Annotated in this window: 9 protein-coding genes and 5 pseudogenes; 5 read left to right on the top strand and 9 right to left on the bottom strand. The window is 38.7% G+C overall.

The window, feature by feature from the left end:
* Positions 1-134 precede the first annotated feature (134 nt).
* The 4 genes and pseudogenes from NYR89_RS10660 to NYR89_RS10645 form a co-directional block, all read right to left on the bottom strand.
* Positions 135-449: a heavy-metal-associated domain-containing protein gene (locus NYR89_RS10660; protein WP_279445782.1), complete on the bottom strand. Its 315-nt coding sequence runs from the start codon at positions 447-449 to the stop codon at positions 135-137.
* Positions 446-799, bottom strand: a complete 354-nt coding sequence (locus NYR89_RS10655; protein WP_279445781.1) for a mercuric transporter MerT family protein — start codon at positions 797-799, stop codon at positions 446-448. Before NYR89_RS10655 ends, NYR89_RS10660 begins: the two co-directional genes overlap by 4 nt.
* The gene (locus NYR89_RS10650) at positions 771-1871 is read right to left on the bottom strand and encodes a transglutaminase-like domain-containing protein (RefSeq protein WP_279445780.1); all 1101 of its coding nucleotides are present in this window, start codon (positions 1869-1871) and stop codon (positions 771-773) included. Before NYR89_RS10650 ends, NYR89_RS10655 begins: the two co-directional genes overlap by 29 nt.
* Before the next feature lie 168 nt (positions 1872-2039).
* Positions 2040-3282, bottom strand: a pseudogene (locus NYR89_RS10645) (PqiA/YebS family transporter subunit).
* A 235-nt stretch (positions 3283-3517) separates the two neighbouring features.
* Here NYR89_RS10645 and ilvC point away from each other — a divergent pair.
* From ilvC to NYR89_RS10620, 5 genes and pseudogenes are all read left to right on the top strand, one after another.
* Positions 3518-4998, top strand: a pseudogene (gene ilvC / locus NYR89_RS10640) (ketol-acid reductoisomerase).
* A gap of 67 nt (positions 4999-5065) precedes the next feature.
* Positions 5066-7831, top strand: a complete 2766-nt coding sequence (locus NYR89_RS10635) for an autotransporter outer membrane beta-barrel domain-containing protein (RefSeq protein ID WP_279445778.1) — start codon at positions 5066-5068, stop codon at positions 7829-7831.
* A 309-nt stretch (positions 7832-8140) separates the two neighbouring features.
* Positions 8141-9221 (top strand): annotated as a pseudogene (gene ompA / locus NYR89_RS10630) (porin OmpA).
* 139 nt (positions 9222-9360) lie between these two features.
* Positions 9361-10393, top strand: a pseudogene (murB, locus tag NYR89_RS10625) (UDP-N-acetylmuramate dehydrogenase).
* An 8-nt stretch (positions 10394-10401) separates the two neighbouring features.
* Positions 10402-11178 (top strand): biotin--[acetyl-CoA-carboxylase] ligase, encoded by a 777-nt coding sequence (locus NYR89_RS10620; RefSeq protein WP_279445777.1) that lies wholly within the window; start codon positions 10402-10404, stop codon positions 11176-11178.
* Positions 11179-11233: 55 nt separating this feature from the next.
* On the opposite strand, the gene NYR89_RS10615 is transcribed toward NYR89_RS10620, so the two are convergent.
* From NYR89_RS10615 to cysT, 5 genes and pseudogenes are all read right to left on the bottom strand, one after another.
* Positions 11234-11893, bottom strand: a complete 660-nt coding sequence (locus NYR89_RS10615; protein WP_279445776.1) for a transferrin-binding protein-like solute binding protein — start codon at positions 11891-11893, stop codon at positions 11234-11236.
* A 46-nt stretch (positions 11894-11939) separates the two neighbouring features.
* Positions 11940-12350 (bottom strand): hypothetical protein, encoded by a 411-nt coding sequence (locus NYR89_RS10610; protein WP_279445775.1) that lies wholly within the window; start codon positions 12348-12350, stop codon positions 11940-11942.
* A gap of 108 nt (positions 12351-12458) precedes the next feature.
* Positions 12459-13529 (bottom strand): sulfate/molybdate ABC transporter ATP-binding protein, encoded by a 1071-nt coding sequence (locus NYR89_RS10605; RefSeq protein WP_279445774.1) that lies wholly within the window; start codon positions 13527-13529, stop codon positions 12459-12461.
* Between the two features lie 10 nt (positions 13530-13539).
* Positions 13540-14351, bottom strand: a pseudogene (cysW, locus tag NYR89_RS10600) (sulfate ABC transporter permease subunit CysW).
* A 12-nt stretch (positions 14352-14363) separates the two neighbouring features.
* Complete coding sequence (cysT, locus tag NYR89_RS10595; protein WP_279445773.1) at positions 14364-15176, bottom strand: sulfate ABC transporter permease subunit CysT; 813 nt, start codon at positions 15174-15176, stop codon at positions 14364-14366.
* Between the last annotated feature and the right edge of the window lie 14 nt (positions 15177-15190).

Raw genomic sequence — 15190 nt, 5'->3', positions numbered from 1 at the left:
GTGGTTAGACTTTTCAGCACGGAATACACCAACAACACCGAATTAATCCTATCCCCCAAACATTATAAAAAATCTAGAGCCATAACATAGCCTACTCAGTTAAAGGGCTGATTATGGCTCATGCGTGGTAAAACCTAAACCTGCTCAACGGTATAGCTAAGTTTCTCAATCGCTTTAATCATCTGTTCTACTGATACATTCTCATTAGCAATGATTTTAACTTTACGCTCTTTCATATTCGCTTTGGTCGAAACCACCCCCTCAATCGCACGCAATTCTTTATTGACCAAATAAACACACAATTGGCAATTCATTTCTTTGATGTAGAAATTTACTTCTTTTTTAGCCGGTTGTTCGGTCGCTACATTGTCACTTTGTGTCGCTTCATTAGCATAAACAAGCGGTGAAATTCCCATCGAAAAAAGCAAAATAAACAGTAATTTTTTCATTCTAATAACCAAGGTAAAACAAACGGATAGCTCAAGAAAAATAGAATAATCACAAAAGCAATCCAATATAAAATGAGCAAAGTTCGGCGAGAACAATATTTAGTACAGATAATTTTCTTGGAAAACATCAGTAACCAAAAGCCATAACCGAACGCACCGAGCGACACAAATAATAACGGTAGCTGTAAATATTCGTATTCGCTAAGGCTAACCAACCACGGCGAAGAAATACCGAATACCAAATAAACCAAAGGTGCAATACAACAGGCCGTTGAACTTACCGCCGCCAGTAATGCGGCGGTAAGCGAAACGAAAAAGCGGTTATTTGAGTTCTTTTGAGATAAGCTCATAACCAAACTCTTTTGCATCAAATGAATTAAGCGGATCGCCACCCACTTCGGCATACGGATAACCGAAATTATTAATTGGGGTTAATTCCGGTTGTGGGTATAAATCGAAATCACGGGCATGGTTAAATCCCATCCAGTTGGCTTCCCAGTTACCGAATAAATATTTTGAAACGGCTTGCGTATCGGCATCACTGACCGCTTTTTTCTCAGTTAAACGCATTTTTGCCACGTCCGCCGAATCAACCGGAACCCAACCGAAACCGGCTAAATAAAACTCGGCACGGCAATGTTGTCCGCCATTTTCATTCGCAACACCGTCTTTTGAACTACCGAAAGCGGTTTTTGAGAATTTCGACATTTTCGGTGCCGAACCTAAACGAATACCGAATACTTCACGTGCCGGAATATCAGACGCTCGAGCTAAGGCGACAAATACCGAGTTAATATCAGTACATTTGCCTTTTAATACCCCGGTAGTCAGCATTTTTTCAACATCACCGTCACCGCAACCCAATACGGAATTATCACGTTCCATATTTTCTACAATCCATTTGTGGATCAATTCAGCTTTTTTCAGCGGATTGGTTTCTTTGCCGACAATTTTATCCGCATATTGCTTCACGATACCGTCTGTTTTGATATGAGTGGTCGGTTTGAGATACTCTTGCACATCTACCGAATAAATGATTTTTTCAGGTGGCTGATAACCATTTAAAGCCCCTGTTGCCATTGGTTCACGATCTTTGGTTTGCACCACTAATTTCACTTTTAACAAACGTTTTGGGGCTTTTTCGTCCCAATTAGCGAACAAGGTTTTCGCACCGTATTGATTGTTTTCTGTGATATAGGCTTTGTTATAGTTACCTTCAAATTCAATCGATTTTACATCTTGGTAATCATTACTGAACGGTAATGGCACCCATAAATTGGTTTCGCCTTTTGAGCCTTGCGGTACAACGAGATCGTAATTTTGATTAAATTCGTAAGTATGAGTGGTGGTGTTATAACTTGGAACTTGGTTAGCAAATGTAGCCGAGCTTGCCAGCAATGTGGCTAAGAGTAGTTTTTTCATAATGAGTCCTTAAATAAACAAACTTGTTATATTTCATTCAGAATGAATGAGACTCAAGAATCATAGACTAAAAACTATCAATAAGGAATAGTCTGATAGAAATTTTCTTTAACAGTAAACAAGCGGTCTGAATTTTGTGAAACTTTACAAAAATTCGACCGCTCATCTTTATGCTTTATGCTCATTTGAATAATGGATACGCCACAACATTCTAGCATCTAAATTGCTGGAAGCGATCATCGTCAAAAATACTGTCGCACCGAAGAAAAACGCCGCTGTCACCGACTGAGAAACTAAGAATTTGCCCGCGTTCCAAAAGCGACATCATCAATGCCAATACAAATAAATCCAGCATCGACCAACGTCCAACAAAATGTACGTAATGTAATGCTTTCATCTGCCAATGAATCGGGTGTTTCCATTTGTAATGAATCGCTAACAACAGATATAAAATTATCGCCACTTTACTGAACGGCACAGCAATACTGGCAATAAACACAATAGCGACAACTGTATAGTCGCCTAAACCGATAAAAGTCAGCACGCCTGAAAAAAGCGTATCGGCAGATACTGAACCGGCTAATCCGGTGGCGGAAATCGGTAATGTATTTGCCGGAATCATCATGATCATACCGGCAACTAAACTCGCCCATACACGCTGTAATTTTACGCTATCGGGAATCGCTAAATTGCTTTCACAACGAGGACAACGTTGACGACCTTTCAAATCAACAATATTTTCATCAAAACTATAATTACAAGTCGGACATAAAGAAACTTGTCCTTGATGATTTGCGGCTAATGTATGATATTCTAGATAAAACTCCTCCCACATTCGTTTCGGATCTATCTTGATAAAAAGTAAAGTGGTGAGTATTGTGACTATCAAAAATGCAGTTAAGTGTATGCTAAAAGTTAAATCCGCATAATCTCGAATCTTAAATGCGACAACCGCAAGTGCGACCAAATACACATCTAACATCACCCATTCTTGGCTTTTAGATAATAATATCAATGTATATCGAGGACGCTGTAACAACAATCGCTGTAAGCGAATGGATAAAATCAATAATGCAAAAGCAATCGGAAAGACTACCGAACAAAGTAACACCATAAATGCAGTATAAGGATAACCTTCGGTTGCCATTTTCCACACGCCCCCCCATACAGTTGCATGAACAGGGACACCCAATAAATCAATACTCATAAGCGGAAAAGTCAGAGCAAACGGCAATAAAATTAAAATTGATATCGCAATAATCGCACAACGGCGTAAACTCCAGCTATTTGCCGGACGTAATACATCATGACAATTCGGGCAGACCGCTGTTTGAAACGGCACATTTGCCGGCACTTTTACAATCGCTTCACACTCAGGACAACGTTGTAAGCTAATTTGGTTGATTCTCATTAATTTATCCTATTCTCTTATCACTGTAATATTTTAACATTCATCTTATAAGCGGTCATTTTCCATCTGATTTTTACCCAATTTTGATTGCAAATTTTGCAATATAAAATCCCAATAATATCAATTTACGCAATATTAAATGAGCGTATAATTGACGGCATAACAAAACAACAATGTGTAAACACAACATCATAAAATACACTCAACATCATACACACAAATAAGGAAGCACAAAATGGCTAACTATTTCAACACATTAAACTTACGTCAAAAATTAGATCAATTAGGTCGTTGTCGTTTTATGGACCGTAGCGAATTTGCAGACGGTTGTAATTTCTTAAAAGGCAAAAAAATCGTTATCGTAGGTTGTGGTGCACAAGGTTTAAACCAAGGTTTAAATATGCGTGATTCTGGTTTAGATATTAGCTATGCGTTACGTGCAGAAGCAATCGCAGAAAAACGTGCTTCATATACTCGTGCAACTGAAAACGGTTTCAAAGTCGGCACATACCAAGAATTAATTCCAACCGCTGACTTAGTGATCAACTTAACGCCGGATAAACAACACTCAAAAGTGGTTGCAGATGTTGTGCCATTAATGAAACAAGGTTCTGTATTCGGTTACTCACACGGTTTCAACATTGTTGAAGAAGGTGAGCAAATTCGTAAAGATATTACCGTTGTGATGACTGCACCAAAATGTCCGGGTACGGAAGTACGTGAAGAATATAAACGTGGTTTCGGTGTGCCGACACTTATCGCTGTTCACCCTGAAAATGACCCGAAAGGTGAAGGTATGGCGATTGCGAAAGCGTGGGCTTCAGCAACCGGTGGCGACCGTGCAGGCGTATTAGAATCTTCATTCGTAGCGGAAGTTAAATCTGACCTAATGGGCGAACAAACAATCCTTTGCGGTATGTTACAAGCGGGTTCAATCGTATGTTACGACAAATTAGTGGCAGACGGTAAAGATCCGGCATACGCAAGCAAATTAATCCAATACGGTTGGGAAACCATTACCGAAGCGTTAAAACAAGGCGGTATCACCTTAATGATGGATCGCTTATCAAACGCGCGAAAATCCGTGCATTTGAATTAAGTGAAGAAATCAAAGTGCAATTAAACGACCTTTACCTAAAACACATGGACGATATCATTAGCGGTGAATTTTCATCAACTATGATGGCAGACTGGGCGAATGGTGACAAAAACTTATTAACGTGGCGTGAAGAAACCGGTAAAACTGCATTTGAAAATTCACCGAAAGCAGACGGCATCAAAATTTCTGAACAAGAATACTTTGATAACGGCGTAGTTATGGTTGCAATGGTGAAAGCAGGTGTTGAAATGGCATTCGATGCAATGGTTGCAAGCGGTATCTACGAAGAATCTGCATACTATGAGTCATTACACGAATTACCGTTAATCGCAAATACCATCGCTCGTAAACGTTTATACGAAATGAACGTGGTAATTTCAGATACGGCAGAATACGGTAACTACTTATTCTCTCACGTTGCAACACCAATTCTTGCAGAGAAATTAATCCCGATGTTACAAAAAGGTGACTTAGGCGAACCGACACCGGTCGCTGAAATCGACAACGTTTACTTACGTGATATCAACGATGCAATCCGTAACCATCCGGTTGAATTAATCGGTCAAGAGTTACGTGGTTATATGACAGATATGAAACGTATTTCTTCACAGGGCTAATCTTAAAAATAAAAGAACTGGGTATTAATAAATGTCCAGTTCTTTTTGTATTATCTAAAGGTGTATTATGAAAAAAACATTCAATTTTACATTATCTCCAATCTATCTCGCTTTATTTACTGGAAGTATAGGTTTAAGTTCCACCACTAGCTTTGCTACAGAGTGTAATCATCAATCTATAACAGAGGGATTCAATCTTTCTAATCAAACATCTATCAAAGTATTCAATCAATGTCTTGCTAATTTAACAAATGCACAAACTCAAAATAGATTTGATTTTTCAAATAATACACAAGTAGAGTTTAACCAAGCGAATATTACTGGCGAAATTAAAAATATGCCAGGGCGTTTTGGGGGATTTTATTTTATTAATAATGATAACTCTAACCTAAATATTAATAATTCAAATATTACTCTTAATAATCCTAATGATCAGAGTTCATTTTTAGGCGGTTCTGCAACTATTCTGAGCAAAAATGCGAGTTTGAGTATTAAAGAAAGTAATCTTAAACGTTCTTCTAATACTAATGGAAATGTAATTGTTTGGGCTGAAAACGCAACGGTTGATATTTCTAATACAACGTTAGAAAGTGACCGAAATAAGGTTGAATCCTCCTTTTATAGAATGCCATTATTAGATCTTAGAGATTCAAAAACAACGTTAAACAATAATAATTTAATCTCTCAACAATCAGAAAACGGCATCTATGTTACAAATGGCTCACTTTCGAGTTCAGGAAATAATTTAAAATTTACTAATGGGACATCTCCGTTATTAGATTCAAATAATGCAACTGTTTTTTCTAAAAATGATACATTTACTCTCACGAGAGAAAGTGGTAAAAATTCTTTTTATGTCAGTCCGACTATTTCAATACAAAATAGTAACGTAACATTCGATAACCTTTCTATTATTCAAACAAATGGAGATTCCTTTTTTTCTATTCGAGATAGTTCCATTATTCTAAATAATCCTAATTTAAAACATAGCGGAACTACAAAGAGCACTTTATTTGATTATATAGGAAATAGCCAAAATAATATTACAGTTAATAATTTAACGACTTCTGTTAATACTGCTTTTCGTATCATTGATGGTAGGGTTTTCGATAAAAAAGAAATCACTACAATTACATTAAATAATAGCAATATTACGGCAGATTCCTTGAGTAGCAATTCTTTTGATTCTCATTCACTCACCGTTGTTGCTCAACAATCTACTTTAACCGGAAATATGCTAGGTTCCGGTACTAAGCATCTTCATTTAACCGATTCTCATTGGAATTTATCTAGCACTTCATCTGTAACAAATTTAGAGAGTAAAAATAGTCGCATCTCTTTTGCTCAACAAGATAATGGTAGATTTGCAACATTAAATATTGAAGGGGATCTTTCGGGTAACGCTCACTTTTCTTTAAATAGTGATTTAGCAAGAAAAATGGCTAATAAAATAACAGTTTCAGGAACTGCAGAGGGTTCTCATATATTAGAAGTTCATAATTCAGGAGGTGAACCGACAAAAGAAGGTGGACGAGTTACGCTAGTTGAAACCAAATCAGGTTCTGCTTTATTTAAATTACACAATCAAGATAATAAAGATTATGTAGATGCCGGTGCATATCGTTATCACTTAAATAAAGAGGGAACAAACTGGGTGCTTTCAAACAAAGTGGAAGAAATACCAATTATTCCAGATTCTCCTGTAGAACCAATCAAACCGGCTGAACCTGTTACACCACCTACACCGGTAGAACCTAAACCGACCGTGCCTGTTACACCATCTACACCGGTAGAACCTAAACCGACTGTGCCTGTTACACCATCTACACCGGTAGAACCTAAACCGACTGTGCCGGTTACGCCATCTACACCAATAGAACCTAAACCGACAGAGCCTGTTACACCATCGACACCGGTAGAACCTAAACCGGTTGTGCCTGTTACACCATATGAAGTCGTTCTTAGTGAAAAATCCAATGCTCTGGTTTCTCTCAAACAAGCTCAGATCCTACAACTTGAGCAAAGTATGAATAATATTCATCAACGTTTAGGCGAACAAAAAGGTACGGAAAACGGTAATGTTTGGGTAAGAAATCTGAATACTCGCAATAAATTTGATCGTACACATACTGCATCAAATAGTCGAACTTCAGGTTTTACACAAAACTTGCATAGCCTTGAAGTGGGGGCGGATTTTACGGTTTCAGAGCGTATTCGTCTTGGTGGTTTTGTCGGTAATGCACGTTCTAACGTAGATTTCAGCGGAAACTACGGTTCGGGTAAAGTAAAAAATCAAACCGTTGGTATTTACGGAACATTCCTCGCTGACAACGGTTTCTATTGGGATAATATTGCAAAATATGCTCGTGTGAAATCGAAATCTAGCACAACAGGTGAACGCAGTTATAACGGATATTCGCTTTCAACGGAAATTGGTCGCCATCATAATATTGGTAACGGTTGGACAATTACACCGCAATTACAATTAGCTTGGTCACATTTATCTGGTAAATCGGATGAAGATAGCGTTGCAAGCCTTTACGGACGTGCCGGTGTACGAGTTGCAAAAACACTTACTCTAGCTGATTGGTCACTTCAACCTTATATGGAAATTAATGGCGTAAAAACAAAAAATCGAACAGCTAACGTACGGGTAAACCAACACGAATTAGAAGTAAGTGATGTAGCAAGTAGTCGCTCACGTTTTGAGTCTGCATTAGGCCTAAATGCAAAACTGAATAACCATCGTCTAGGTATTGAAGCAAAAAACAGCGATGGCAGACGTTTAAATCAGCCGTTTCTTATTCAAGCTACCTATCAATATAAATGGTAGTACCGTTTAAAGGCGATTTATAAAATGACAGGGCATTTTTGTACACAGAATCAGCAAAAAGTTTAATAACTAGACTGTTTTATGCTAAAAAGCAAAGAAAACCATGATTTTTATGCTTTTTTCTTACAAAAAATGCCCTTAATTATAGGTTATATTGTATTTTTAAAATTTTATTTGATACAATAACAGTAATAAAGGCTGTATTATTTTTATATAGCGATAGAAATAAAGCGACCGCCTTTATTCGTTATCCCTTTATGGAAGGGATGTCTTTAATTAGATGACGATAAAAATTAGAGGATCATCAAAATGAAAAAATCATTAGTTGCATTAGCAGTATTATCAGTCGCCGCAGTAGCTCAAGCGACTCCAGAGCAAAACACCTTTTATGCTGGTGCAAAAGCTGGTTGGGCATCATTTCATGACGGTATCGAGCAATTAGATGCGCCAAAAACGGTCAATACGGAATCAACAAAAACTCTGTAACTTACGGGGTATTTGGTGGTTACCAAATCTTAAACCAAAACAAATTTGGTTTAGCGACAGAAGTTGGTTATGAATATTTCGGCCGTGTACGTGGTACTGAAAAACCACACGGTAAAGCTGACAAGAAAACTTTCCGTCACGCAACACACGGTACAACTATTGCATTAAAACCTAGCTACGAAGTATTACCTAACTTAGATGTTTACGGTAAAGCTGGTATCGCATTAGTAAATAACTCATACAAAACATACAACGCTAGCTTAGAAAAAGTGAAAACACACCGCTTCCAAAGCTCTCTAATTTTAGGTGCTGGTGTTGAGTACGCAATTCTTCCAGAATTAGCAAGCACGTGTTGAATACCAATGGTTAAACAACGCAGGTAAAGCAAGCCAAGCGACATTAAACCGTATGGGTGCAACTGACTATCGTCCAGATATCAGTTCTGTATCTGCAGGTTTATCATATCGTTTCGGTCAAGGTGCGGCACCGGTTGCTCCAACCGTTGAAACTAAAAACTTCGCATTCAGTTCTGACGTATTATTCGCATTCGGTAAAGCAAACTTAAAACCGGTCATGAAGCAACAGCTTTAGATGCAATGCAAACTGAAATCAACAACGCTGGTTTAGCGAACGCGCTATCCAAGTTAATGGTTATACAGACCGTATCGGTAAAGAAGCTTCAAACTTAAAACTTTCACAACGTCGTGCTGAAACTGTAGCTAACTACATCGTTTCTAAAGGTACTCCGGTCGCAAACGTAACTGCTGTAGGTTACGGTGAAGCTAACCCAGTAACGGGTGCAACTTGTGACGCAGTTAAAGGTCGTAAAGCATTAATTGCTTGTTTAGCACCTGACCGTCGTGTTGAAGTTCAAGTACAAGGCTCAAAAGAAGTAACTATGTAATTAAGTTAACTTCTTCAAGTTGAATATATAGCCCTCTTACTTCGGTAAGAGGGTTATTTTTTATCTCTAAGTTCAAGACAACTACTCTATTTCAATCATGTTTGTGATACACTCTTTTATACTTTTTATTCACTGATACATGAAAATGAAACACAGTTTAACTCCTTTCCATACTTTTCATTTAGCGGCAAATGCAAACAAAATCGTTGAATTTAGCCGTGCCGAACAATTACTTAACGAATGGCAAACTGCCGTTAACAATCACCAGCCGGTACTGATTTTAGGACAAGGCTCAAATGTTATCTTTTTAGATGATTTTGACGGTTGCGTATTGATTAACAAATTAAAAGGTATCGAACATCACGAAGATGAGCAGTTCCACTATTTGCATGTGCAAGGCGGCGAAAATTGGCATGAGTTAGTAAAATGGACCTTAGCAAACAATATCGCCGGATTGGAAAATTTAGCCTTAATTCCGGGGGTTGCCGGTTCTGCACCTATTCAAAATATCGGTGCTTACGGGGTGGAATTTGAACGTGTGTGTGATTTTGTCGAGGTACTGAATTTACGCACGGGCGAAATATTCCGTTTAACCAAATCAGAGTGCCAATTTGGCTATCGTGAAAGCGTGTTTAAGCACCAATACAAAGACGAATTTGCGATTCTTTCGGTTGGAATAAAATTAGCGAAAGCGTGGCAACCAGTATTAAGTTACGGCTCATTAACACAATTTGATCCACAAACCGTAACGGCTCAACAAGTGTTTGACGAAGTGTGTGCCATACGTTCGGCAAAATTACCGAATCCGGATGAATTTGGTAATGCCGGTAGTTTCTTTAAGAACCCTGTCATTGAGGCCGCAAAATTTGCCCAAATTCAGACCGCTTACCCGAATATTCCAAACTATCCGCAAACGGACGGCACAGTCAAATTGGCGGCAGGTTGGTTGATTGACCAATGTGAATTGAAAGGCTTCCAAGTCGGCGGTGCGGCGGTACATGAAAAACAAGCGTTGGTACTAATTAATCAGCAAGCGGACTGGTTCAGACGTAGTGGCATTAGCGAAAGAAGTACGTCGTCGTGTGCGTGAAAAATTTGGGGTTGAGCTACATCCGGAAGTGCGTTTTATGGGCAAAAATGGCGAAGTGAATAGCGAAGAAGTTACGAGATAACTAAAGTTATGAGCAAATTAAACCAATCTCAGATCCAAGACGCATTATTATGCGGACAAACTATAGTGTTTGATGAAATTGATTCGACCAACGAATATTTGCTCAAACATTATCAAAGCCTACCACAAGGCTCGGTTTGTTTGGCTGAGCAACAAACCGCCGGTAGAGGCCGACGTGGGCGTACTTGGTATTCACCGCAAAGCGAAAATGTCTATTTTTCGATTTTGTGGCATTACCCGACTGAAGACGCCGCACATATATCCTCTTTGAGTTTGGTGATTTCGCTGATTATTGCCGAAAGTTTGCAAGCACAACAGGTTGAAAATATCCAAATCAAATGGCCGAATGATGTTTATTATTGTGGTAAAAAAATGGGTGGGATTCTGATTGAAACTAAAGTGGATCGTAGCGGAATCCATTTAGTGATCGGTATCGGTTTAAATTTGGGTATGACCCAAGTAGACGCAAATATCGTCACCCAAGCGTGGTCTGATTTATCACATTACCAATTTGATCGTAATACGCTTGTTTGTCGATTGGCTTATGAATTACAAAAAAATCTCAAAATTTATCCGCTTGTCGGCTTTGACCACTACGCAGAGCGTTGGCAAATGTTTGATATTTTTCGAGATCAAGCAGTAAAACTGGTAACTGAAGGCAACGAAATTCACGGTATTTCACGTGGTATCAACCGACATGGCGAATTACTACTTGATCAAAATGGTGTGATTACACCATTTGGGATTGGGGAAATGTCGTTAAGAGCAGAGTCAACATTATCATAAAAAGCGATTAAATTTGCCAGTTATAGGCAAATTTAATCGCAGAGCTTATAAAAAATTAAAACTCTTTTGGTTGTTTTTTCGCACCAAAGACACCTATCACGAGTTTATCTTTATCTGTGCGAATATAATCACCAATTAACTCACTTGCTTCAGCTCCAAAGAAACCGCCTTTCGTTTTTACCCCTTCACTACTTTCACCAGCAAATGTGTTATTCTTAATTTCCCCGGCCAAAATAATAGGTGCATTAATATCTTTTTGAGGGATAATCCCTGCAAAAGTTTTGTGTATGAAGTCTGCCTTAAATTCTGCATCATCTCGTCTTTCCGCACTATTTACATCAATAGTACTTCCAACACCAGTAAATTGTACGGCTGAACCTTTATAGGTATAAATACCTGTAGCCGGCATATCTTTAGTTTCATTCATCCCTTGAGTAATTAAGTATTGGTTATCTAAACCTTGCTCCCAAACTAATCCCCAAGCGGTATGTTCTTGTTTTGTTATATCTCGAACCATATTATTTGAAGATACTCGAATAGTATTACCATTGAAGTTATCAACAAGTAAAGGAATACTTTTACCTTCTACAACAATTGATCCGAAATCACTCTTTTCATTAGCAGAAAGACTTACTTTCTGTACTGAACCTTCTACTTTAGGGATAATATATCCACTTCCGACTATCAATTTATCTTGAGTATAAGCGGCCTCCACATCATCTACCTGTTCTTTTTCGCCAGTAAGCTGTCTTGCTGATGGACTATCTTGAGAGACTGGTGTATTTGTTTCTGCTTGCTGGACTGTCTTGAGAAACTGGTGTATTTGTTTCTGCTTGCTGGACTGTCTTGAGAAACTGGTGTATTTGTTTCTGCTTGCTGGACTGTCTTGAGAAACTGGTGTATTTGTTTCTGTCGCTGGACTGTCTTGAGAAACTGGTGTATTTGTTTCTGCTTGCTGGACTGTCTTGAGAAACTGGTGTATTTGTTTCTCTTGCTGATGTATTGTTTTGAGATGTAGGTTTATCCGCTTTAGCAATATTAACCACTTTATCCTTATTGGTTAATGTATCGGTAGTTTTTATACTATCACTACTAGAACCACCGCCACTGCTACCACAAGCTGTAACGCCTAATGCGAATAAGACTGTAAGAGCTAAATTAGATTTTTTCATAGAATCTCCAAATATATAATGAATATAAAATAATATTATTTTCAATATATATGAAATTCATACAGAAAAAAACATAATTTACACTATATAATTTATTCTTTAGAACCATTAAATCATAAATTCAATCAATTCATTTTGCACAAAGAAATTGAGTAATAATGGTTGGAAATAGACTTCATCACCCACAGCAAATTGTTCTTGTCCAAATTGAGCATAACTGACAGATATTTCTATCGGTTCGTGATTTTTATGTAACACTTCTAAAAATACCGTGGGGCCTGCGGTATGTACTCGGGAGATAATCCCTTTCAACGAATTTTCTTTATACGTTTTACTAATGGCAATTTCGTGCGGACGTACATACACCACCACATCATCGGCAAGATAACATTGTTCGATCGGCTTGTTAAACGTATCAATATGTAATACACCGGCTAAAATATAACCATGTAAGATATTCACATCCCCTAGAAAATTTGCCACAAACGCACTTTTGGGCTGTTTATAAACCTGTTCCGGCGTGCCGATTTGTTCAATTTGACCTTTATTCATCAAAATAATCTTATCCGATACTTCCAATGCCTCATCTTGATCATGAGTGACAAAAATACTGGTGAGATTAATCTCATGATGGAAATCACGCGACCAACGGCGTAAATCTTTACGCACTTTCGCATCTAAAGCACCGAACGGTTCGTCTAACAATAACACTTTCGGTTCAGTTGCAATGGCTCTTGCCAAGGCAACTCGCTGACGCTGACCACCGGAAAGCTGATCGGGATAACGTCCGCCAATATGTTCCAGCTGAATCAGCTCCAAAAGATGTTTAACTTTTGCTTGAATTTCAGCCTCTGACAAACGTTCTTGTTTCGGTTTCATTCGTAAGCCGAAAGCGATATTGTCAGCAATCGTCATATGACGAAAAAGTGCATAATGCTGAAATACAAAGCCGATATCCCGTTCTTTTGCCGAAAGTCGGGTTACATCGCAATCATCAAACAAAATTTGACCGCTTGTTGCGGTTTCCAGTCCGGCAATAATACGTAGTAAGGTAGTTTTTCCACAGCCTGAAGGTCCGAGTAAGGCAGTTAATTCACCATTTTGAATAGTAAAATCAATATTATTGAGTGCTTGGAATTGATTGAATGTTTTATTAATTTGTTTAACGCTAATTGCCATATCTGCCCCACTATCGTGCTAATCTCGCCTCTGTCCATTGACGAAGAAATAATAAAATTAAAGATAAACCGAGTAATAAAATCGCAACCGAAAATGCCGCCACGATATTGTATTCGTTGTATAAAATCTCAATTTGCGGCGGTAAGGTATTGGTTAATCCGCGAATATGCCCAGATACTACCGAAACCGCCCCAAATTCGCCTAACGCACGGGCGGTACAAAGCACCACACCGTGTAATAACGCCCATTTGATATTCGGTAAAGTAACGTGATAGAAAATTTGCCAGCCATTTGCACCTAATACTGCCGCTTCTTCTTCGGTAGTGCCTTGTGCTTCCATAATTGGAATCAGTTCTCGAGCCACAAAAGGGACGGAAACAAATAAGGTAGCTAAAATAATGCCCGGAATCGCATAAACAATTTGAAAATCGACCGCTTGTAAGTGCGGATACAGCCAACTTTGTGCCCCGAATAACAATACGTAAATCAGTCCTGCCACCACCGGTGAAATCGAAAAAGGTAGATCAATGAGTGTTAATAAAAATTGTCTGCCTTTAAATTGATATTTAGTCACCGCCCAAGCGAAGCAATCCCGAAAATCACATTAAGCGGTACGGCAATTGCCGCGACTAATAAGGTTAGTTTTAGGGCGACAAGCGTATCTTGTTCGCTGATTGAGGCAATGAAAAAATCTAGCCCCTTAGCCAAACCTTGTGAGATGACAACTAATAACGGTAACAGTAAGAAAACAATGAATAAGATCATCGCTATACCAATCAAGAGCGTTTCAGTAAGCGGTCGTTTTTTGAGTGAATTTTGCATATTTCTTTCCTCTTATTTTGCTGTCCGCTTCGCGAAGTAACGCTGAATTAGGTTGATCACAAAAATCAGTACAAATGAGATGATTAGCATTAATGCACCAATGGTTGCCGCACCGATATAATCATATTGATCCAGTTTTGACATAATCACCAGCGGTAGAATTTCGGTTCTAAACGGTAAATTACCGGAAATAAATACGACCGAACCGTATTCACCGATGCCCCGTGCAAAAGCAAGGGTAAAACCGGTGATCCAAGCCGGTAAAATTGCCGGAAAAATCACATAGCGAAAGGTTTGAAACGGGCTCGCACCTAAAATTTCCGCCGCTTCTTCCACATCCTTCGGTAAGTCTTCCAACACCGGTTGTAGCGTTCGCACTACAAAAGGCAAAGTGACAAACAAGAGAGCTAAAGTAATGCCCAGTGAACTATAAGCGATCTTCGTTTCAAAAAATTGCCCGATAATACCGTTGCGAGAATAAATTGCCGTGAGAGCAATGCCTGCCACCGCAGTCGGGAGCGCAAACGGCATATCAATAAACGTATCCATCAAACGCTTACCCCAAAACTGATAACGCACCAATACCCATGCCAACAGCAAGCCGATAAAACTGTTCAGCAACGCGGCACTAAATGCGCTTTTAAAAGACAAGCCTAATGCCAATAATAACTGTCGGCTGGTAATTAATTTGAGAAATTGCTCAGCAGAAATTTGAGCGGAAAAGATAAATAGACCAGCTAACGGAATCAGTACGACAAGACTTAAAAAGGTCAGCGTGTAGCCTAACGAAAGATTAAAACCGGGAATAATTCGAGTTTGTCGCATAATATTTCCTTAGC

The organism is Actinobacillus arthritidis (assembly GCF_029774155.1).
GTDB lineage: Bacteria > Pseudomonadota > Gammaproteobacteria > Enterobacterales > Pasteurellaceae > Actinobacillus > Actinobacillus arthritidis.
Note: the sequence above shows the minus strand (reverse complement) of the source record. Positions and strands in the feature narration are given on the sequence as shown.

Excerpts from the sequence above, each read along its gene's own strand:
- NYR89_RS10660 (WP_279445782.1), bottom strand. The coding sequence starts at position 449 with ATGAAAAAATTACTGTTTATTTTGCTTTTTTCGATGGGAATTTCACCG.
- NYR89_RS10655 (WP_279445781.1), bottom strand. The coding sequence starts at position 799 with ATGAGCTTATCTCAAAAGAACTCAAATAACCGCTTTTTCGTTTCGCTT.
- NYR89_RS10650 (WP_279445780.1), bottom strand. The coding sequence starts at position 1,871 with ATGAAAAAACTACTCTTAGCCACATTGCTGGCAAGCTCGGCTACATTT.
- NYR89_RS10635 (WP_279445778.1), top strand. The coding sequence starts at position 5,066 with ATGAAAAAAACATTCAATTTTACATTATCTCCAATCTATCTCGCTTTA.
- NYR89_RS10620 (WP_279445777.1), top strand. The coding sequence starts at position 10,402 with ATGAGCAAATTAAACCAATCTCAGATCCAAGACGCATTATTATGCGGA.
- NYR89_RS10610 (WP_279445775.1), bottom strand. The coding sequence starts at position 12,350 with ATGAAAAAATCTAATTTAGCTCTTACAGTCTTATTCGCATTAGGCGTT.
- NYR89_RS10605 (WP_279445774.1), bottom strand. The coding sequence starts at position 13,529 with ATGGCAATTAGCGTTAAACAAATTAATAAAACATTCAATCAATTCCAA.
- cysT (WP_279445773.1), bottom strand. The coding sequence starts at position 15,176 with ATGCGACAAACTCGAATTATTCCCGGTTTTAATCTTTCGTTAGGCTAC.